Below are 20608 nucleotides of genomic sequence, written 5' to 3' on the forward strand. Positions count from 1 at the left end.
TAGGGACCGCGTTTTCAGGCCCGCATGACGGCGATCAAGGTTCCCGGTCGCCGTCCCGGCGGGCCTTGCCGCCGATGCTTACGCGGAGGCGGACTTGATCAGCAGGCAGATCGCCTCGGCGGCCATGCCCTCTTCCCGTCCCAGGTAACCCAGTTTTTCGTTGGTCTTGGCCTTGATGTTGACCTGCTGGGGCGACACGCCGATGTCTTCGGCGATGCGCGACACCATCTGCGCAATATGCGGCGCCATTTTCGGCGCCTGGGCGATGATGGTCGCATCGATGTTGCCGATGGTGTAGCCGGTGGCGACCACGCGGTGCGCCACTTCGCGCAGCAGGGTGCGCGAATCGGCGCCGGCGAACATCGGATCGGTGTCAGGGAAATGCTTGCCGATGTCACCCAGGCCGGCCGCGCCGAGCATCGCATCGATGATCGCATGCAGCAGGACGTCGGCGTCCGAATGGCCCAACAGGCCCATGCGGTGCGGGATTGCAACCCCGCCGATAATCAGTTTGCGGCCCTCGACGAGGGCGTGGCAGTCGTAGCCGGTTCCGACACGGAACGGCGGGGTGGGATTGTAGGATGCCAGTGTCATGGTCTCACTCATTTCAGGTTAAGGCGCGGCCAGGTACATCTCGGCGATCCGGATGTCCGCCGGCAGCGTCACTTTTAAATTACGGGGATGTCCTTCGACCAGCTTGGGCGACAAGCCCAGGGCCTCGACCGCACTGGCGTCATCGGTAATGACGCTGGCGTCGGTGGCCGCCGCCAGTGCATCGCACAGCAGCTTGTAGCGAAACATTTGCGGGGTCTGCGCCAGCCACAGGCCGTCGCGCGCGACGGTGCTGACGTGGGCGCCGCCGCGCTTGACGGTGTCGACTACGGGCAAGGCCAGCAAGCCGCCGACCGGATCGTCGCCGACCGCGTCGATCAGCCTGGCGATCAGGGCGGCGTCCAGTCCCGGCCGCGCCGCGTCGTGCACCAGCACCCAGTCATGCGCGTGCAGCTCGCCTTCCAGCGCCCGCAGGGCGTTGCGGACCGACTCCATGCGACTGGCGCCGCCGCAGCGCAGCACGGTGGCTGCGCCGGACGGCACGATGGCGTCGATATACGCGTCGTGCGCGCTGACCACGACGTAGGTATGGGCGATCAGGGGGCTCGACACGAAGGCGTCGAGCGTGTGGCGCAGCATCGGCTTGGCGCCGATCGGCAGGTATTGCTTGGGACTGCTCGATGCCATGCGCGCGCCGACGCCGGCGGCGGGGATCAGGGCAATATAGCGCGGTGCGATCTGCTTCATGGCTGTCTTCATCTGTCTCGGTTAGCCGGTCTCACAATGGACTGTACCTCACCTGCGCAAACTTTGCTCAGGCGCGCATACTCTTGCGGCGTGTCGATGGCGGCTTGTAGCGGGTCTACTTTGGCCATCTCTTTTTGTATATACGGTGCCCAGCCGGTATTGAGTTTCTGCTGCAACAAGGCCATGGCCTGGCCGCGCGGCGCGTACAGGGGTTTGTCGTTGAAGCGCCGGGCCAGTGCCGCGCGCACCGTTACTTCCACTTTCGGCAAATGGTCGAGATAGGTCTTGAGGTGGCGCATCTCATGCGCAAGAATCTCCTGATATGCACAAGAACCCGGGCGAAATTCGCGTCCGACATACACCACGACCGGGCTGTACAGCAGCGAGACGGTGATCTGCGGCGCCACGCATTCGTAGCCGCTGACCGGGTCGATCAAGGTCGGGGTCTTGAGCGAGATCGTGGAGCGCGACTCGGTCTTGGTCAGGCCCAGCACGAAGGTACCCGGCGCCCCCGGCTTCATGGCGCTCAGGCCGTGGAAGGAAACCGTGTTGTTGATGGAGTAGCCGTTCGGCGTCGAGTGCAGGACCGAGACCGGCTTGGCCATCGAATCCTCGCACTGGGCCTGGAAGGCGGTGCGCGCCGCCCAGCTGCCGTGCGAGCAGGACAAGGCCAGCGCGAACGCCAGTATCTTCATGGCCGATCAAGCCGGCGGCCAGCTTCCGCCGAGGAGTTTATCGAGCCAGAAGGCGCCGATGATGGTCTTCACGTCCGTGATCCGGCCAGTGCGCACCATCTCGAGCAGCTCGGGCACGGTGGCGCTGAAGGTTTCCAGGAACTCGCCCTCGTCCAGGCGCGCCTCGCCGGCGGTGAGGCCGCGCGCGACGAACAGTTCAAGGTGCTCGTCCGAGTAGGCGATGGCGTTGTGGATGGTGCTGATGAATTGCCAGTCGGTTGCCGTGTAGCCGGTTTCTTCCTGCAGCTCGCGCTTGGCGCAGGCCAGCGGCTCTTCGCCGGCATCGATTTTCCCGGCCGGGAATTCGATGAAGACGCGCCCGAGCGGATAGCGGAACTGGCGTTCGAGCAGCACCCGGCCATCGCCCAGCAGCGGCAAGATCACCACGGCGCCCGGATGGCGGATGTATTCGCGGGTGGCGACGGCGCCGTTGGGCAGGCTGACCCGGTCGCGCGAGACCTTCAGGAAGCTGCCCTCGTAGGCCAGTTCGCCATCGATACGGCGCTCGGTCAGATGATCGGTGGTGAGGTGCGGCTGCATGCGCGGCTCCAATGAATTAGTGATGGCGCTTGCGCAGGTAGCGCATGACGAAACCGGGAAACGCCAGCACCACGAACAGCGGCACGGTGATCATGTAGAACTCCTTGGCCTGGCCAAAGACGTTCCCGATGCGCGCTTCCAGCAGATAAGCGACGCCACCGACGACGAAATACAGCACCACCAGTTCCAGCACGCGCCACCAGCCGGCCTTGACCGGACCATGCTCCGGCGTCGCGTGGCCCACCGGGATGAAGCCGAACAAGCGTTCATTCATGAACGGCAGGTTGGCCCCCGCCAGTGCCACGGCGATCGCCAGCCAGCTCGATAACGACACGTCCATCAGGAACCGATAGTCTTCGTCATCGCGTTCAGGCAAGCGGCCAGCAGCGGACCGGCAAACACGCCCAGCAGCACGGCCGCGATCCCGTTCATCGAGAGCACGGCGCGCATGTCGAACGGCGCAACGATCGGGGTGGTATCAAGCGGTTCGTCAAAGTACATCACCTTGACCACGCGCAGGTAGTAGAACGCGCCGATCAGCGAGAACATCACCGCGACCACGGTCAGCCACACGGCACCGGTCGAGAGCACCGCTTCGAGCACCGCGAACTTGGCCGCGAAGCCCATCATCGGTGGCACGCCGGCCAGCGAGAACAGCAGGATCGCCATGACCGCCGCGAACCATGGGCTGCGCTTGGCCAGGCCCTTGAAGTCGTTCAATTCCTCGGCTTCGAAGCCGGTACGGGCCAGCATCATGATCAGGCCAAAAGTACCGAGGGTCGTCAACACGTAGGTGATCGAGTAGTACATGGCGGCGCTGTAGGCGGAAGCGGCATTGCTGGCGTCGGGAATCGCGTTGGCGTCGAGCGGATTGGCGACCACGCCGGCCAGCAGGCCCAGCAGCACGAAGCCCATCTGCGCGATGGTCGAATAGGCGAGCATCCGTTTCAGGTTGGTCTGGGCAATCGCGGTCAGGTTACCGATCGCCAGCGACAGCACGGCCAGGACCATCAGCATCTGCTGCCAGTCGATCGCCATCGGCAGCAAGCCTTCCACCAGCAGGCGGATGCAGATCGCGAACGCCGCCAGTTTCGGCGCGCCGCCCAGCAGCAGGGTCACCGCGGTCGGCGCGCCCTGGTACACGTCCGGCACCCACATGTGGAACGGGACGACGCCGAGCTTGAACGCCAGGCCGGCCACCAGGAACACCAGGCCGAACACCAGGATGTTCAGGTTGGCGGTGGACGCTGCCGCCGCCTTCGAGATTTCATTGATGTCGAGCGAACCGGTGGCGCCGTACAGCATCGAAATACCATACAGCAGGAAGCCGGACGCCAGCGCGCCGAGGATGAAGTACTTCATCGACGCTTCGGTCGAGACGGCGTGATCGCGGCGCAGCGCAACCAGGGCGTACAGCGACAGCGACATCAGTTCCAGGCCCAGGTAAATGATCAGCATGTTATTACCGGAGATCATGATCATCTGGCCGAGCATCGAGAACAGCGCGAGCACATAGAATTCGCCGCCCAGGTTACCGGACAACATGCCGCGCTCGGTCGCATAGGTGCGCGAGTAGACCAGCGTGATGCCGATGGCCAGGTAGGTGAACAGCTTGAGCAGGTTCGCCATCGGGTCCGACACGAACATGTTATGGAACGTGTAGACCGTGGTGCCGGCCGCATAGTCCGAGTACGTCAGGGCGGCGCAGCCGACCAGTGTCGCCAGCGACAGCCAGTAGGTCAGGACGCGCTTGCCATCCTTGAGGTACATGTCGATCAAGAGGATCGCCGAAGCGGCGACCAGCAGGAAGATTTCGGCGTAAACCGGGATCAGGTTGGGATTCGTAGTCTGGATCATAGTCTTCTTTATTGCGGCAGTTTCGACACGGAGACATGCTGGAGCAGGTCCGCGACCGAGGTTTGCATCGTGTCGGTGAACGGCGCCGGGTACAGGCCCATGGCGATCACGGCGATGGCCAGGGTGCCGAGCATGACGAATTCGCGCGTGTTCAGGTCCGTCAGTTCGGCGACGTGCTTGTTGGCGACAGCGCCGAAGACAACGCGCTTGACCATCCACAGCGAGTAAGCCGCGCCGAAGATCAGGGCGGTCGCCGCCAGCATGCCGATCCAGAAATTGAATTCGACGGCGCCCAGGATGACCATGAACTCGCCCACGAAACCGGAGGTCGCAGGCAGGCCGCAGTTCGCCATCGAGAACAGCACGATAAAGGCGGCGAACTTCGGCATGCGGTTGACCACCCCTCCGTAGTCGGCGATCTGGCGCGAGTGCATGCGGTCGTACAGCACGCCGATGCACAGGAACATGGCGCCCGAAATGAAGCCGTGCGAGATCATTTGCACGATGCCGCCCGAGACCGACATCTGGTTGAACATGAAAAAGCCCAGGGTCACGAAACCCATGTGCGCGATCGACGAATAGGCGACCAGTTTTTTCATGTCCTTCTGGACCAGCGCCACCAGGCCGATGTAGATCACGGCGATCAGCGACAGGGTGATGATGAAGCCACCCATGTAGTGCGATGCGTCAGGGGTGATCGGCAGCGAAAAACGCAGGAAGCCGTACGCGCCCAGTTTGAGCATGATCGCGGCCAGCACGGCCGAACCGCCTGTTGGCGCTTCGACGTGGACGTCCGGCAGCCAGGTGTGGACCGGGAACATCGGCACCTTGACGGCAAACGCCATCAGGAAGGCCAGGAAGATGAAGATCTGCTCTTTCATCGTCAGCGGCAGTTTGTGCCACGTCAGGATGTCGAAGCTGCCGCCCGAGACGTTGTACAGGTAGATGATGGCGACCAGCGTCAACAGCGAACCGAGGAAGGTGTACAGGAAGAACTTGAACGACGCGTACACACGGTTCTCGCCACCGAACACGCCGATGATGATGAACATCGGGATCAGGGTCGCTTCGAAGAAGAAGTAGAACAGCAAGCCGTCCATGGCGCAGAACACGCCGATCATCAGGCCCGACAGGATCAGGAAGGAACCCATGTACTGGGCCACGCGCTTTTCGATCACTTCCCAAGCCGAGATCACGACGATCACGGTGATGAAGGCCGTCAGCGGCACGAACCACAGCGACAGGCCGTCGATCGCCAGCGAGTACATGATGTTGAAGCGGCCGATCCACGGCGTGCTTTCGACGAACTGCATGCCGTGCGCGGCGTTATCGAAGTGCTGGAGCAGCGGCAGCGTCACCAGGAAGCTGGCGATGGAGGCGATCAGCGCCATCCACCGGGTCATGCCCGGCTTGTCGTCGCGGCCTATCGCAAGAATGGCCGCGCCAAGGACGATCGGGAGCCAGATCGCCAGGCTCAGATACGGAGGGAAGTTAGAAATCGTAGACTGCATCATGTTTTGTTGTCTTTGCGTGTCTGATTAAGCGTGCCAGAACGGGAGGAAGTACATCAGTGCGCCAAGCACGCCGATGATCATCACGAACGCGTAATGGTAGATATAGCCGGTCTGTCCGAGACGGACGATGGACGAGAACCAGCCAACCACTTTCGCGCTTCCGTTGACGACCAGGCCATCGATCAGGCCCTTGTCGCCGATATTCCACAGGCCGTTGCCAAGCAGGCGCGCGCCACCGGCGAACACCACGTCGTTGAACTTGTCCATGTAGTACTTGTTGTCCAGCAGCGTATGGACGGCCTTGAACTTGGCATAGAACCAGGCCGGTACCCTCGGATTGACCATGTAGCAGTAGTACGCCGCGGCCACGCCGCCCAGGGCCAGCCAGAACGGCGCGGTTTGCAGGCCGTGGATGACCATGCCGACCGGGCCATGGAAGCCTTTGGCCAGTTCCTTCATGGCGCCGTGGTTGTCGCCGACGGTGATCACACCGTCGAAGAATTTACCGAACAGCATAGGCTCGATGGTCAGGAAACCGATGATCACCGATGGAATGGCCAGCAGGATCAGCGGCAGGGTCACTACCAGCGGCGACTCGTGCGGCTTCTGGCCCGGGGCCAGGCCGTGGTGCGCGTGATCGTCATGCGCGGCCTCTTCGTGATGCGCGTCGGAGTCATGCGCGTGCGCGTGCGCATCGGCGTGCTTGGTGTCGTGCTTCGCAGCGTTCTTCGTGGCGTTCTTCTTGGCGTTCTTCTTGGCTTGCTTGGCATCGTGCTTGGCGTCGTGCTTCGCATCGTGCGCATGATGGTCATGCGCATGCGCCTTGCCGAAACGCTCTTCGCCGTGGAACACCAGGAAGTACATGCGGAAGGAGTAGAACGCCGTGACGAACACGCCGGCCAGCACCGCGAAGTTGGCAAAGCCAGCGCCCCAGATGTGGGTCGCGTGCACCGCTTCGATGATGCTGTCCTTCGAGTAGAAACCGGAGAAGAACGGAGTACCGATCAGCGCCAGGGAGCCGAGCAGCGCGGTGATCCAGGTGATCGGCATGTACTTGCGCAGGCCGCCCATGTTGCGGATGTCCTGGTCGTGGTGCATGCCGATGATGACCGAGCCGGCGCCGAGGAACAGCAGCGCTTTAAAGAATGCGTGGGTCATCAGGTGGAACACGGCGACCGAGTAGGCGGACGAACCGAGTGCCACCGTCATGTAACCGAGCTGCGACAGGGTCGAGTAAGCGACCACGCGCTTGATATCGTTCTGGATGATGCCCAAAAAGCCCATGAACAGCGCCGTGATCGAACCGATCACCAGCACGAAGGACAGCGCGGTATCCGACAGCTCGAACAGCGGCGACATGCGCGCCACCATGAAGATACCGGCGGTAACCATGGTCGCGGCGTGGATCAGTGCCGAAATCGGGGTCGGGCCTTCCATCGAATCGGGCAGCCAGACGTGCAGCGGGAACTGGGCCGATTTGCCCATCGCGCCGATGAACAGGCAGATGCAGGCAACCGTGAGCAGCATCCAGTCCGAGCCGGGCAAGGTCATCAGGGCCAGCGCTTCGCGTTTTGCGAACACTTCCTGATAATTCATGGAACCGGCATACGCCAGCAGCAGTCCAATACCCAGGATGAAACCGAAGTCGCCGACGCGGTTGACCAGGAACGCCTTCATGTTGGCAAAGATCGCGGTCGGTCGGGTGTACCAGAAACCGATCAACAGATAGGAGACCAGGCCCACCGCTTCCCAGCCGAAGAACAGCTGCAGGAAGTTGTTGGCCATGACCAGCATCAGCATCGAGAACGTAAACAGTGAAATGTAGGCGAAGAAGCGGTTGTAGCCTTCATCTTCGGCCATGTAGCCGATGGTGTAGATGTGCACCATCAGCGACACGAAGGTGACCACGCACATCATCATCGCCGAGAGCGCATCGATCTGGAAGCCGACTTCCATTTTCAGCGTGCCGACGGTCATCCAGTTATAGATGGTGCCGTTGAAGCTGGCGCCATCGAGCACGGCCATCAAGGTCTGCACCGACAGGACCAGCGCGATCAGCACGCCCAAAATCGTGACGGTATGCGACGTTTTACGGCCGACCAGGTTACCGAAGAATTTTGTTCCGAACAAGCCCGCAATCACCGCACCAGCCAGCGGCGCCAGTGGTACGGCAAGAAGGACGTTAGGGTTAAGAAGTTGCCCCGCCATGTTGAACCTTAATCGTTATGTATTCGAGTATGAATGTAAGCGCCAAACGGACCGGATTAGCCTTTGAGGGTATCGAGGTCTTCCACATTGATCGTGTCCAGGTTACGGAACATGACCACCAGGATCGCGAGGCCGATTGCCGATTCGGCGGCGGCCACGGTCAGGATGAAGAAGACGAAGATTTGCCCCGCCGCGTCGCCCAGGTAGTGGGAAAACGCGATGAAGTTCAAATTCACGGCCAGCAGCATCAATTCAATCGCCATCAGCAGGACGATGACGTTTTTGCGGTTCAGGAAGATCCCGACGATCGAGATCGCGAACAGGATCGCGCCCAGGACCAGGTAGTGTGCGAGCGATAAGGTCATTTTGTCTCCTTGGGGGCGGCAGCGGCGTCAGGCGCCGTGGCGGCCTGGGCTTCGGCGGCGGCCAGCGCGGCCGCTTTCGATGCCGCGTCGATGGCGGGCTGGTCGACCGTGGCCATCTTCACGATGCGCAGGCGGTCGTTACGCTTGACGCGCACGGCATCGCCCGGATTGAAGGCCTTGGTATCCTTGCGGCGGCGCAGGGTCAGCGCCACGGCGGCAACGATGGCCACCAGCAGGATCGCCGCGGCGATCTCGAAGCCGAGGATGTACTTGGTGTAGATCAGCAAGCCCAATTCCTTGGTGCCGCCGATGTTCGCGCCCACCGTTTCGGCCTCCTGCCCCACCTTCATGAAACCGCGCCACAGCACCGCCGCCATTTCCAGCACGATCAGCGCGCCGATACCGGTGGCCAGCGGCAGGTAGGACCAGAAGCCTTCCCGCATGCGGTCCATATTAATATCGAGCATCATGACCACGAACAGGAACAGCACCATCACCGCGCCCACATACACGAGCACCAGCACGATGGCCAGGAACTCGGCCTTGAGCAGCATCCAGATGCCGGCCGCATTGAAGAACGCCAGCACCAGGAACAGTGCCGCGTGGACCGGATTGCGGGCAGTGATAACGCGGGTCGCGGCGAGGATCATAATCGCCGAGAACACGTAGAACAACACAGTTTTAAATTCCATAACTAACCCAGAGTTCTTGCAATTGAATTTGCTAAATACATCGTTGGCTAACGACTAGCGGTAAGGAGCATCGGCCGCGCGCGCGGCGGCAATGTCATCCTCGTAGCGGTCACCGACAGCGAGCAACATCTCTTTCGTATAGTACAGATCGCCGCGTTTTTCGCCGTGGTATTCCAGCACGTGCGTCTCGACGATCGAGTCAACCGGGCAGGATTCTTCGCAGAAGCCGCAGAAAATGCACTTGGTCAGGTCGATGTCGTAACGCGTCGTGCGGCGCGAACCGTCGTCGCGCTGTTCCGATTCGATCGTGATCGCCATGGCCGGGCACACCGCTTCGCACAGCTTGCAGGCGATGCAGCGCTCTTCCCCGTTGGGGTAGCGGCGCAGCGCATGCAGGCCGCGGAAACGCGGCGACATCGGGGTCTTCTCTTCCGGATACTGCACGGTGATCTTGCGCGAGAACGCATAGCGTCCGGTCAGCGCCAATCCCTTGATCAGTTCGGTCAGCAGCATGCTGCTGAAAAAGTCTTTCACTCGTTCCATTTTGTATTCCTTACTTCCAAATGTTCCAGGATGTCTGCATCCAGCCTGCGACCAGGACCAGCCATACCAGCGTCACCGGAATGAAAATCTTCCAGCCGAGGCGCATGATCTGGTCATAGCGATAGCGCGGGAAGGTGCCGCGAACCCAGATGAACAGCGAGACGATCACGAAGGCCTTGGCGAACAGCCAGAAGAAGCCGAGGAAGCCGCCCAGCACGCCGCCCACTTCCATGAAGGCGAACGGCGCGTGCCAGCCACCCAGGAACATGATCGATGCCAGGGTGCCGATCAGGATCATGTTGGCGTATTCGGCCAGCATGAACATGGCGTAGGACATGCCCGAGTATTCGACCATGTGGCCGGCCACGATTTCCGACTCGCCTTCGACCACGTCGAACGGGGAACGGTTGCATTCGGCCAGACCCGAGGTCAGGTAGACCACGAACAGCGGCAGCAGCGGCCACACGTTCCACGACAGGATGTTCAGGCCGTGCGACACGCCCCAGCCGAGGTTCTGGCCGCTGACGATGTCGGAGAAATTCAGGCTGCCCGATACCATCAGAATCACCACCAGCACGAAGCCGATCGGAATTTCGTAGGAAATCATCTGGGCCGAGGCGCGCATCGCGCCCATGAACGAGTATTTCGAGTTCGACGCCCAGCCGGCGATGATGATGCCGTACACCTCGATCGAGGTGATCGCCATCAGCAGCAGCAGGCCGGCATTGACGTCGGCCAAAGCCACGCCAGGACCGAAGGGCACCACCACCCAGGCGGCCAGCGCCGGCATGATGGTCATGATCGGACCGAGCACGAACAGGCCGCCCGATGCCTTGGCCGGCACCACGATCTCTTTGAAGAGCAGTTTGAGCGCATCGGCGATCGGCTGCAGCAGACCCATCGGGCCGACGCGGTTGGGACCGACGCGGATCTGGATCCAGCCGATCAGCTTGCGTTCCCACAGGGTCGCGTAGGCAACCAGGCCCATCAGTGGCAGCAAGACGCACATGATCTTGATCATGGTCCAGATCACTGGCCAGACGTAGCCGATATTGGTCGCGCCCCAGGCGTTGACGCCATCAATCATTTCAGGCAGAGCCATCAGACCCCCTCCCCTGCTTTTTCAACTGTGATAGCACCGAACATCGCGCCGAGCGTGGCGGTTGCCGGGTGCGCCGAGGCGACACGCACGGTGTTCGCAGGCAGGCGCGCATCGACGCCGGCCACCAGGATGGCCGAACCGGTACCTTGCGACACCTTGACTTTGCCACCAGCCTGCACACCCAGCTTGTCGGCCAGGGCGGAAGGCAGCGTGACCAGCGGCGCGTTGGCGTCGGCGGTACGCAGCAGCGGCTCGGAACGGCGCGCGATGGCGTCGGCGAAGTAAATCGGCACGTCGGTCACGCGCTCCAGGGCACCGCTGGTGCCGAAGGTCGCGGACTTCAGGGCGGCCTTGCCGGTGTTGTTCAGCTTGGCCGACAGGTCGGTCACGTCTTTGCCGAACAGCTCGTCGCGGATCGCTTCGGAGGTATCGTATTCAAAACCGGTCAGGCCAAGCAGGTTGCCCATCACGCGCAGCACTTTCCATGCCGGACGGGTATCGCCGAGCGGCTTGACGGTGCCGTTGAAACTTTGTGCGCGGCCTTCGCAGTTCACGAAGGTGCCCGACGTTTCGCTAAATGGCGAAATCGGCAGCAGCACGTCGGCGTACTCGAAACCATGCTGGAAGGCCGACATGACGACGACCATCTCGGCGGCGTCGAGCGCGGCGCGGGCTTGCTGCGGATCGGCAGCATCGAGCTCTGGCTCGGCGTTGAGCAGCACGTAGGCTTTTTTCGGTACCGAGAACGCTGGTGCGGCGTTCTTGGCGGTCGCGCCGACGAGGTAGCCACCAACCGTGTTGGCCGCTTCCGTCAGGTAGCCGAATTTGGCGCCGGTCTGGTCGGCGATCCACTGCGCAGCCGCATGCAGCGCGGACGCTTGCGGATGGTGCGCGGCGGCGTTGCCCAGCAAGACCACCCCCGGCAGGTTCGCGTCGCCGGTATTCAGGCTGGCGGCGATGGCCTTGGCGGCGGCGGTCGCTTCAATGCCCTCGAAACCGGCCGGTGCGGCCACGCCTTTGGCGGCGGCGACGGCGGCCACGATGCTTGATAAGGCGGCCAGCCAGTCGGACGGCGCGGCAATGATCTTGTTGGCGGTCGGGATCAAGAGTTCATCATCCGAGGCGTGCACCAGCGACAGCTTGGCGCCGCCCTTGACCGCAGCGCGCAGGCGCGTGGCGACCAAAGGATGATCCTTGCGGATGAACGAGCCGATGACGAGTGCGCGCTTAACCAGCGACAATTCGGCGATCGGCATGCCCAGCCATGGGGTGACCTGGCCGTCCAGCGCGAAGTCGCTCTGGCGCAGGCGGAAGTCGATGTTCTCGGAACCGATGCCACGCATGGCTTTGGCAAGCAGGTGCAGTTCTTCGACCGTCGAATGCGCGGTGGCGACGGCGGCAATGCTGTCGGCGCCATGCTCATGCTTGATGTTGCGCAAGCCATGTGCCACGTATTCGAGCGCGGTCTGCCAGTCGGTCTCGGCCCACTGGCCGCCCTGCTTGATCATCGGTTTGGTCAGACGCGACTGGTTATCCAGCGCTTCGTACGAGAAACGGTCTTTGTCCGAAATCCAGCATTCGTTGATCGCATCGTTTTCCAGCGGCAGGACGCGCATGACTTTGCCGCCCTTGACCTGGACGATCAGGTTGGTGCCGAGCGAATCGTGCGGACTGACCGATTTGCGGCGCGACAGTTCCCAGGTACGGGCGCTGTAGCGGAACGGCTTCGAGGTCAGTGCGCCGACCGGGCACAGGTCGATCATATTGCCCGACACTTCAGAATCGACGGTCTTGCCGACGAAGGAAGTGATTTCGGCGTGTTCGCCACGGCCCAGCATGCCCAGTTCCATGACGCCGGCCACTTCCTGGCCGAAACGCACGCAGCGGGTGCAATGGATGCAACGGGTCATTTCCTGCATCGAGATCAGCGGGCCGGCATCTTTCGGCGGCACCACGCGTTTTTCTTCTTCGTAGCGCGAGTTCGATTTGCCGTAGCCGACCGCCAGGTCTTGCAACTGGCATTCGCCGCCCTGGTCGCAGATCGGGCAGTCGAGCGGGTGGTTGATCAGCAAGAATTCCATCACGGATTTCTGTGCCTGTACCGCCTTCTCGCTGTTCGAGCGCACGATCATGCCCGCCGATACCGGCGTGGCGCAAGCCGGCAAAGGCTTCGGTGCCTTCTCGACTTCAACCAGGCACATGCGGCAGTTGGCTGCGATCGACAATTTCTTGTGATAGCAGAAGTGCGGAATGTAGGTGCCCAGCTTGTTGGCTGCGTCCATCACCATGCTACCCGGTGGGACTTCTACCTTCTTACCGTCAATTTCAATTTCAACCATGAGAGTTCTCTGGCCTTAGATATAAGCGGGCACCAGACAGTGCTTGTGCTCGATGTGATATTCAAATTCTTCGCGGAAGTTCTTCACGAAAGCGCGTACCGGCATCGCCGCCGCATCACCGAGGGCGCAAATGGTGCGGCCCTGGATGTTGTCGGCGATCGAGTTGAGCATGTCCAGGTCGTCGGGACGGCCCTGGCCGTGCTCGATGCGGTGGACCATGCGGTACATCCAGCCCGTGCCTTCGCGGCACGGCGTGCACTGGCCGCAAGACTCTTCATAATAGAAATACGACAGACGCAGCAGCGACTTGACCATGCAGCGCGTCTCGTCCATGACGATCACGGCGCCCGAACCGAGCATGGAGCCGGCCTTGGCGATCGAATCGTAGTCGAGATCGGTGTTCATCATGACGTCGCCGCGAATCACCGGGGCGGACGAACCGCCGGGAATGACCGCCTTGATCTTTTTACCGCCGCGCATGCCGCCAGCCAGTTCCAGCAGCTTGGCGAACGGCGTGCCGAGCGGCACTTCGTAGTTGCCCGGCAGGTTGACGTCGCCCGAGATCGAGAAAATCTTGCTGCCGCCATTGTTCGGCTTGCCGATGGCGGCGTACTTCTCGCCACCCATGTTCAGCAGGAACGGTACCGCAGCAAAGGTTTCGGTGTTGTTGATGGTGGTCGGCTTGCCGTACAGGCCGAACGACGCCGGGAATGGCGGCTTGAAGCGCGGCTGGCCCTTCTTGCCTTCGAGCGACTCGAGCAGCGCGGTTTCTTCGCCGCAGATGTAGGCGCCGTAGCCGTGCGCGGCGTGCAGCTGGAAGTTGAATTCGCTGCCCATGATCTTGTCGCCCAGGAAGCCGGCGGCACGCGCCTCGTCCAGTGCGTCTTCAAAGCGCGCGTATTCGGCCCAGATTTCGCCGTGGATGTAGTTGTAGCCGACCGTGATGCCCATCGCGTAGGCGCCGATGGCCATGCCTTCGATCAGCGCGTGCGGATTGTAGCGGATGATGTCGCGGTCCTTGAACGTGCCCGGCTCGCCTTCGTCGGTATTGCAGACGAGGTATTTCTGGCCCGGGAACTGGCGCGGCATGAAGCTCCACTTCAGACCCGTCGGGAAACCGGCGCCGCCACGGCCGCGCAGGGAACCGGCTTTCAGTTCGGCGATGATCGCTTCCGGCGTGATTTTTTCTTCCAGGATACGGCGCAGCGCGGAATAGCCGCCGCGGTTCACGTAATCCTGCAAGTGCCAGTTTTGACCGTCGAGGCCGGCCAGGATGACCGGGTCGATGTGACGTGAGTGGAGGGATGTCATTTCTTCGCTTCCTCGACCAGAGTATCAATCAATTCATCGATTTTGCTATCCGACATCAGGCTGCACATGCGCTTGTTATTGACCAGCATCACCGGCGCATCGGCGCAAGCGCCCATGCACTCGCCTTCGACCAGCGTGAACTGGCCGTCGGCCGAGGTGGCGCGGTAGCCGATGCCGAGTTTTTCTTGCAGGTAGTGACCGGCGTGCTCGCCGCCCGACAGGGCGCACGGCAGGTTGGTGCACACGGAGATCTTGTACTTGCCGACCGGCTTGACGTTGTACATATTGTAGAACGTTGCCACTTCCTGCACGGCAATGGCGGGCATGCCGAGGTAATCGGCCACGTCCTGCATCACTTCCGGCGGGAGCCAGCCTTTTTCATCCTGCGCAATGGCGAGCGCCGCCATGACCGCGGACTCTTTATGGTCGGGCGGGTACTTGGCGACTTCACGGTCGATTTTTTTGTATGACTGCTCTGATAACAACATGGTTGTGCCTCAATTGGTCGACAGCTTAGCGGTCGATACTGCCGAATACGATGTCCTGGGTGCCGATGATGGTGACGGCGTCGGCCAGCATGTGGCCGCGCGCCATTTCATCCAGGCTTTGCAAGTGCGCATAGTCGGGGGTACGGATCTTCAGGCGGTACGGCTTGTTGGCGCCGTCCGACACGATGTAGATCCCGAACTCGCCCTTCGGATGCTCGACCGCGGCATACGCCTCGCCCGGCGGCACGTGGAAGCCTTCGGTAAACAGCTTGAAGTGGTGAATCAGCGATTCCATATTCGACTTCATCTCGGTGCGCTTTGGCGGCGCGACCTTGTGGTTGTCGGTCATGACCGGGCCCGGATTGGCGCGCAGCCAGCGCGACGCCTGCTGGATGATGCGGTTCGACTGGCGCATCTCTTCCACGCGCACCAGGTAACGGTCGTAGCAATCGCCATTGGTGCCGACCGGGACGTCGAAGTCCATCTTGTCGTACACGGCGTACGGCTGCTTCTTGCGCAGATCCCATTCCACGCCCGAACCGCGCAGCATGGCGCCGGTAAAGCCCATGGCTTTTGCCGCTTCAGGCGACACCACGCCGATGCCGACGGTACGCTGTTTCCAGATACGGTTGTCGGTCAGCAGGGTTTCGTATTCGTCGACGTAGGTGACGAAACGCTTGCAGAAGTCGTCGAGGAAGTCGAGCAGCGAGCCCTGGCGGTGTTCGTTCAGCTCGTCGATGGCCTTGGCGCTGCGGATGATCGAGGCTTTGTGCTTCGGCATCGCATCCGGCAGGTCGCGGTACACGCCGCCCGGACGGTAGTAAGCGGCGTGCATGCGCGCGCCGGACACCGCTTCGTAGCAGTCGAACAAGTCTTCGCGGTCGCGGAAGGCGTACAGGAACGGACCCATGGCGCCGACGTCGAGCGCGTGCGTGCCGAGCCACATCAGGTGGTTCAGCAGGCGCGTGATTTCGTCGAACATGACGCGGATATACTGGGCGCGCACCGGCACCTCGATACCGAGCAGCTTCTCGATCGCCATCACATAGCCGTGCTCATTGCTCATCATCGACACATAGTCGAGACGGTCCATGTACGGCACCGATTGCAGGTAAGTGCGGGTCTCGGCCAGCTTTTCGGTGGCGCGGTGCAACAGGCCGATGTGCGGATCGGCGCGCTGGATCACTTCGCCGTCGAGCTCGAGCACCAGGCGCAGCACGCCGTGCGCGGCCGGGTGCTGCGGACCGAAGTTGAGGGTGTAGTTCTTAATTTCAGCCAAGGTTTTTGCTCCCAGGATTCATCCCGTAGGTTTCTTCGCGGATCACGCGCGGAATGATTTCACGCGGCTCGATCGTCACGGCTTGGTAGATCACGCGCTTCTGTTCGGGGTCGTAACGCATTTCGACGTAACCGGACATCGGGAAGTCCTTGCGGAACGGATGGCCGATGAAGCCGTAGTCGGTCAGGATACGGCGCAGGTCGTTGTGGCCTTCGAACAGGATGCCGTACAGGTCGAACGCTTCGCGCTCGTACCAGTTGGCGGAACGCCACAGCTCAACCACCGAGGCCAGCACTGGCGTATCGTCGTCTTCGGCGAACACGCGCACGCGCACGCGCCAGTTGTGTTCGATCGACAGCAGGTGCGAGACGGCGGCGAAACGCGCGCCATCCCAGCTGCCTTCGCCGTAGGTGGAATAATCCACGCCGCACAGGTCGAGCAGTTGTTCGAATTTGAGCGCAGGATGGTCGCGCAGGGTCTGCATCGCGGCAATATAGCCGGCGGCCTTGACCACTACGGTCACTTCGCCCAGCGCCACGGTAATAGCAGCGCCCTCACCCAGTGCGGTGCGCAGGGCGAGTTCAAGGGCTTCGAGTTTTGTCGTCATGGTGGAAACCGCTTCTTAACGTGCGATGGTATTGGTGCGCTTGATCTTGTTCTGCAGTTGCAGAATCCCGTACAGCAGCGCTTCAGCGGTCGGCGGACAGCCCGGCACGTAGACATCGACCGGCACGATGCGGTCGCAACCACGCACCACCGAGTACGAATAGTGATAGTAGCCGCCGCCGTTGGCGCAGGAACCCATCGAGATGACCCAGCGCGGTTCCGGCATCTGGTCGTAGACCTTGCGCAGGGCGGGAGCCATCTTGTTGCACAGCGTGCCGGCAACGATCATCACGTCGGACTGGCGCGGCGAGGGACGGAACACGACGCCGAAGCGGTCCATGTCGTAGCGGGCCGCGCCCGTGTGCATCATTTCGACGGCGCAGCAAGCCAGGCCGAACGTCATCGGGAACATCGACCCGGTACGCGCCCAGTTGATCAGCTTGTCTGCTGTCGTGGTGATGAAACCTTCGTTTAATACGCCTTCAATTGACATGGCTTATTCCCAATCAAGGGCACCTTTCTTCCAGATATACCAAAAACCGACCACAAACTCGGCGATGAACACCATCATCGTCACGAAGCCGGACCAGCCCAGCTCACGCATGGAGACGCCCCATGGGAAGAAGAATGCCGTTTCCAGATCAAACAAAATAAACAGGATTGCCACCAGATAGTAGCGGACGTCGAACTTCATGCGCGCGTCTTCAAACGCTTCAAAGCCGCACTCGTAAGGCGACAGTTTGGCGGAATCGGGCTTGTGGGGAGAGAGCAGATATCCAAGTACCTGCGGGACGACACCGACACCGATGCCGACCAGGATGAACATCAGGACGGGGAAATAATTATCGAGGTTCACTTGATGAGCCTATATTGAACGATCGGTTAATGAAACACTGCATGTCGCAGCGCCCTACCGCACGAACCTGGCTTGAACCTTGCCACCAGGACCGAACGACTGATCCTCGCAAAAAAGCCAGCTTAGGCATAAACATATTCGCTTATGCAACCTTGCTGGCTTTTATATTCTTGGTGCCGACGGCGAGACTCGAACTCGCACAGGCTTTCGCCCACTACCCCCTCAAGATAGCGTGTCTACCAATTTCACCACGTCGGCATTGAGTCCGCTATTCTAACATTGTTACATCACTGTATTCAATGCAAAATTGCGCGAAAACAAGGATAAAACAGAAAAACTTTACTTCTTTTTGATACTGATCAATATTCGATCATGCTGCCTGCGCTAACTAATACTCTGTGCGCGGGCAGTATTCTACCAGAACTCAATTACTTTGGCACGGTATTCGCAGGTACTTCCGGCGCAGTGCTTGCCGGCGCCGCAGGGGCGACACGGGCGGCAGGAACCGCACCACCGGTCACTGGCGCATTTGGTGCCGCCACGGGAGCTGCCGGCGCGTTCAGCGACGGCGCGGTGGACGGAATCGCGCCCGGACCAGTCACTGGCGCCGTGATGGCGGCGCGATCCATGACGCCGCCGCTCACTTGACCCTTGTTTTTCGTAGCGAAAAACGCCAGACCCAGGGTGGCGCCGAAAAATACCGCGGCGGCCACGCCGGTCGACTTCGACATGAAGTTCGACGAGCCGGTGGCGCCGAACAGACTGCCGGAAGCGCCGGAACCGAACGCCGCTCCCATATCGGCGCCCTTGCCATGCTGCAGCAAGACCAGACCGATAATCGCCAGAGCGGAAATAACCTGTACAACTACAACCAGATTGAACAACGTGTTCATTGCTTATTCCATTCCAAGTTTAACAACAATAATATTTCAATTGGCTGCACGAAGGATGGCAAGGAAATCTGCCGCCTTCAATGCCGCCCCGCCGATCAAGCCGCCGTCGATATCTGGCTGAGCCATCAATTCCAGGGCGTTATCGGGCTTCATGCTGCCGCCGTACAAAATCTGCACTGTCTCGGCCGCTACTGCATTCTTGACCATCAGCTGCGCGCGCAGCTGGGCATGGACTTCCTGGGCCATGGCTGGCGTGGCCGTCTTGCCGGTACCGATCGCCCACACGGGTTCGTAGGCGACGACGATCTGCGCCACGCGCTCGCCCACCAGGTCGAGCACGGCGCCGAGCTGGCTCGATACCACGGCCACGGTCTGGCCGGCTTCGCGCTCGGCCAGCGTTTCGCCGACGCACACGATCGGGGTCATGCCCGCGTCGAGGACAGCGACGGTTTTCTTCGCCACCAGCTCGCTGCTTTCAGCATGGTAGGCGCGCCGCTCGGAGTGGCCGACGATGACGTACTTGCACGCAAAATCAGCCAGCATGGCCGCCGCGACTTCGCCGGTGAAGGCGCCGCCCGGCTGGGCCGAGACATCCTGGGCGCCCCAGGCGACCGGGCTGCCGCTCAAGGCATCCTGGCACTGGGCCAGATAAGGGGCCGGCGCGCACACGGCACAGGTGGCGCCGGAGGCATCCGCGCCCGCGACGATACCCGCCAACAGACTGGCATTCGCGGCACGGTTGCCGTTCATCTTCCAATTTCCTACGACGAGTTTGCGACGCATAGTAGCCCAGATTTAATTAACCCGCTATTTTAACCCCCGATCCGATGTCGGTCAAACAAAGGCCGGGGGCAGTTGCCAGCCGATCACACCACTTGCAGCATGATCTTCCCGATATGGGTCGAACTCTCCATCAGCGCGTGGGCCTGGGCCGCCTGTTCCAGGGGGAAAGTCTTGAAAATGACGGGGCGGATCTTGCCTGCATCAAACAGCGGCCAGACGTGCTCGCGCAGATTGGCGGCGATGGCGCCCTTGAAGGCGACCGGGCGCGGGCGCAGGGTCGAGCCGGAAATGGTCAGGCGCCGGCGCAGCACCTGGCCGAGGTCGATATGCGCCTTGGCGCCGCCCAGCAGGGCGATCAGGGCGATGCGGCCATCGTCGGCCAGGCAATCGATTTCGCGCGGCAGGTAGTCGCCGCCGACCATGTCGAGGATCACGTCGACGCCCTTGTTATCGGTAAGCGACTTGACCACGGCGGCGAAGTCTTCGGTTTTGTAGTCGATGCCGCGTTCGGCACCGAGCGATTCGGTGGCGCGGCATTTGTCGGCGCTGCCGGCGGTGGCGAACACGCGCAGGCCGAAGGCGGCGGCGAGCTGGATGGCGGTCACGCCGATGCCGGAGGTGCCGCCCTGCACCAGCAGGGTTTCGCCGGCGGCCAGTTTGGCGCGGTCGAACACATTGCTCCACACCGTGAAGTAGTTTTCAGGCAGGGAGGCCGCTTCGAGCGGAGACAGGCCGGCGGGCACGGGCAGGCATTGCCGGAGCGGCGCGGCGCAGAATTCGGCGTAGCCGCCGCCCTGGACCAGGGCGCACACCATGTCGCCTTGCCGGAAGGTGCTGCCGGCCAGGTCGCCGCCGACGATCTCGCCGGCCACTTCGAGGCCCGGCAGGTCGGACGCGCCCGGCGGGACCGGGTAGTGGCCGAGGCGCTGCAGGACGTCGGGACGGTTGATGCCGGCCGCGTGCACGCGGATCAGCACTTCGCCAGGCTTCAGTTCAGGGACGGGACGCTCGCACAGTTGCAGAACATCGGGAGGGCCGGCTTGCTTGATGTCGATGGCACGCATGGGATGGGGCTCGCTGGAAGCAAAAGGCGATTGTACGGGAAGTGGGGGGGGGGGGGTGACCCGTTGTTACCGTCCCACCGCCGCTCCCGCCACCTCTACGTCGTTCCCGCCACCTTTAGTCGTTCCCGCGAGGGG

General features: G+C 61.7%; 22 protein-coding genes and 1 tRNA gene. All 23 read right to left on the reverse strand.

Annotated features, from left to right (window positions below; all coding sequences use genetic code 11):
* Positions 1–78 precede the first annotated feature (78 nt).
* A complete protein-coding gene (ispF, locus tag PO883_RS22565; protein ID WP_289311745.1) occupies positions 79–594 on the reverse strand; it encodes a 2-C-methyl-D-erythritol 2,4-cyclodiphosphate synthase in 516 nt (171 codons plus the stop codon).
* Positions 595–612: 18 nt separating this feature from the next.
* Positions 613–1299, reverse strand: coding sequence for a 2-C-methyl-D-erythritol 4-phosphate cytidylyltransferase (ispD, locus tag PO883_RS22570; protein WP_289311746.1), 687 nt, complete (start codon positions 1297–1299; stop codon positions 613–615).
* Between the two features lie 8 nt (positions 1300–1307).
* Positions 1308–1994 carry a hypothetical protein gene (locus tag PO883_RS22575; protein WP_289311747.1) on the reverse strand — a complete coding sequence of 229 codons (687 nt, stop codon included), beginning with the start codon at positions 1992–1994 and terminating at the stop codon, positions 1308–1310.
* A gap of 6 nt (positions 1995–2000) precedes the next feature.
* The gene (locus PO883_RS22580; RefSeq protein WP_289311748.1) at positions 2001–2573 is read right to left on the reverse strand and encodes an NUDIX domain-containing protein; all 573 of its coding nucleotides are present in this window, start codon (positions 2571–2573) and stop codon (positions 2001–2003) included.
* Between the two features lie 16 nt (positions 2574–2589).
* Positions 2590–2913, reverse strand: coding sequence for a DUF2818 family protein (locus PO883_RS22585; RefSeq protein WP_289311749.1), 324 nt, complete (start codon positions 2911–2913; stop codon positions 2590–2592).
* Entirely contained in the window at positions 2913–4430 is a 1518-nt protein-coding gene (gene nuoN / locus PO883_RS22590) for an NADH-quinone oxidoreductase subunit NuoN (RefSeq protein ID WP_289311750.1), read from the reverse strand. The genes PO883_RS22585 and nuoN overlap by 1 nt, the downstream gene beginning before the upstream one ends.
* An 8-nt stretch (positions 4431–4438) precedes the next feature.
* Complete coding sequence (locus PO883_RS22595; protein WP_289311751.1) at positions 4439–5944, reverse strand: NADH-quinone oxidoreductase subunit M; 1506 nt, start codon at positions 5942–5944, stop codon at positions 4439–4441.
* Positions 5945–5968: 24 nt separating this feature from the next.
* Entirely contained in the window at positions 5969–8152 is a 2184-nt protein-coding gene (nuoL, locus tag PO883_RS22600; RefSeq protein ID WP_289311752.1) for an NADH-quinone oxidoreductase subunit L, read from the reverse strand.
* A 56-nt stretch (positions 8153–8208) separates the two neighbouring features.
* Positions 8209–8517, reverse strand: coding sequence for an NADH-quinone oxidoreductase subunit NuoK (gene nuoK / locus PO883_RS22605; protein ID WP_099876580.1), 309 nt, complete (start codon positions 8515–8517; stop codon positions 8209–8211).
* The gene (locus tag PO883_RS22610; protein ID WP_289311753.1) at positions 8514–9209 is read right to left on the reverse strand and encodes an NADH-quinone oxidoreductase subunit J; all 696 of its coding nucleotides are present in this window, start codon (positions 9207–9209) and stop codon (positions 8514–8516) included. Before PO883_RS22610 ends, nuoK begins: the two co-directional genes overlap by 4 nt.
* Before the next feature lie 54 nt (positions 9210–9263).
* Positions 9264–9752, reverse strand: a complete 489-nt coding sequence (gene nuoI, locus PO883_RS22615; protein ID WP_054263642.1) for an NADH-quinone oxidoreductase subunit NuoI — start codon at positions 9750–9752, stop codon at positions 9264–9266.
* 10 nt (positions 9753–9762) lie between these two features.
* Positions 9763–10854, reverse strand: a complete 1092-nt coding sequence (nuoH, locus tag PO883_RS22620; RefSeq protein WP_289311754.1) for an NADH-quinone oxidoreductase subunit NuoH — start codon at positions 10852–10854, stop codon at positions 9763–9765.
* Complete coding sequence (gene nuoG / locus PO883_RS22625) at positions 10854–13193, reverse strand: NADH-quinone oxidoreductase subunit NuoG (RefSeq protein WP_289311755.1); 2340 nt, start codon at positions 13191–13193, stop codon at positions 10854–10856. Before nuoG ends, nuoH begins: the two co-directional genes overlap by 1 nt.
* Positions 13194–13208: 15 nt before the next feature.
* A complete protein-coding gene (gene nuoF, locus PO883_RS22630; protein WP_054263645.1) occupies positions 13209–14504 on the reverse strand; it encodes an NADH-quinone oxidoreductase subunit NuoF in 1296 nt (431 codons plus the stop codon).
* Positions 14501–14992, reverse strand: coding sequence for an NADH-quinone oxidoreductase subunit NuoE (gene nuoE / locus PO883_RS22635; protein WP_289311756.1), 492 nt, complete (start codon positions 14990–14992; stop codon positions 14501–14503). The genes nuoF and nuoE overlap by 4 nt, the downstream gene beginning before the upstream one ends.
* 25 nt (positions 14993–15017) lie before the next feature.
* The gene (locus PO883_RS22640) at positions 15018–16271 is read right to left on the reverse strand and encodes an NADH-quinone oxidoreductase subunit D (protein WP_167085077.1); all 1254 of its coding nucleotides are present in this window, start codon (positions 16269–16271) and stop codon (positions 15018–15020) included.
* On the reverse strand, positions 16264–16878 hold the full coding sequence (locus tag PO883_RS22645) for an NADH-quinone oxidoreductase subunit C (protein ID WP_289311757.1): 615 nt from the start codon (positions 16876–16878) through the stop codon (positions 16264–16266). Before PO883_RS22645 ends, PO883_RS22640 begins: the two co-directional genes overlap by 8 nt.
* Before the next feature lie 15 nt (positions 16879–16893).
* Entirely contained in the window at positions 16894–17370 is a 477-nt protein-coding gene (locus tag PO883_RS22650; RefSeq protein ID WP_054263649.1) for an NADH-quinone oxidoreductase subunit B family protein, read from the reverse strand.
* 3 nt (positions 17371–17373) lie between these two features.
* Positions 17374–17733 (reverse strand): NADH-quinone oxidoreductase subunit A, encoded by a 360-nt coding sequence (locus PO883_RS22655; protein WP_054263650.1) that lies wholly within the window; start codon positions 17731–17733, stop codon positions 17374–17376.
* Between the two features lie 171 nt (positions 17734–17904).
* Positions 17905–17991 (reverse strand) — tRNA-Leu (locus tag PO883_RS22660).
* A gap of 170 nt (positions 17992–18161) precedes the next feature.
* Positions 18162–18626: a preprotein translocase subunit SecG gene (secG, locus tag PO883_RS22665; RefSeq protein ID WP_289311758.1), complete on the reverse strand. Its 465-nt coding sequence runs from the start codon at positions 18624–18626 to the stop codon at positions 18162–18164.
* Positions 18627–18662: 36 nt separating this feature from the next.
* The gene (gene tpiA / locus PO883_RS22670; protein WP_289311759.1) at positions 18663–19409 is read right to left on the reverse strand and encodes a triose-phosphate isomerase; all 747 of its coding nucleotides are present in this window, start codon (positions 19407–19409) and stop codon (positions 18663–18665) included.
* Between the two features lie 83 nt (positions 19410–19492).
* Positions 19493–20473 (reverse strand): NAD(P)H-quinone oxidoreductase, encoded by a 981-nt coding sequence (locus PO883_RS22675; protein ID WP_289311760.1) that lies wholly within the window; start codon positions 20471–20473, stop codon positions 19493–19495.
* Positions 20474–20608 lie beyond the last annotated feature (135 nt).

This window comes from Massilia sp. DJPM01 (assembly GCF_030348125.1).
Classification (GTDB): Bacteria; Pseudomonadota; Gammaproteobacteria; order Burkholderiales; family Burkholderiaceae_D; genus Telluria_A; species Telluria_A frigida.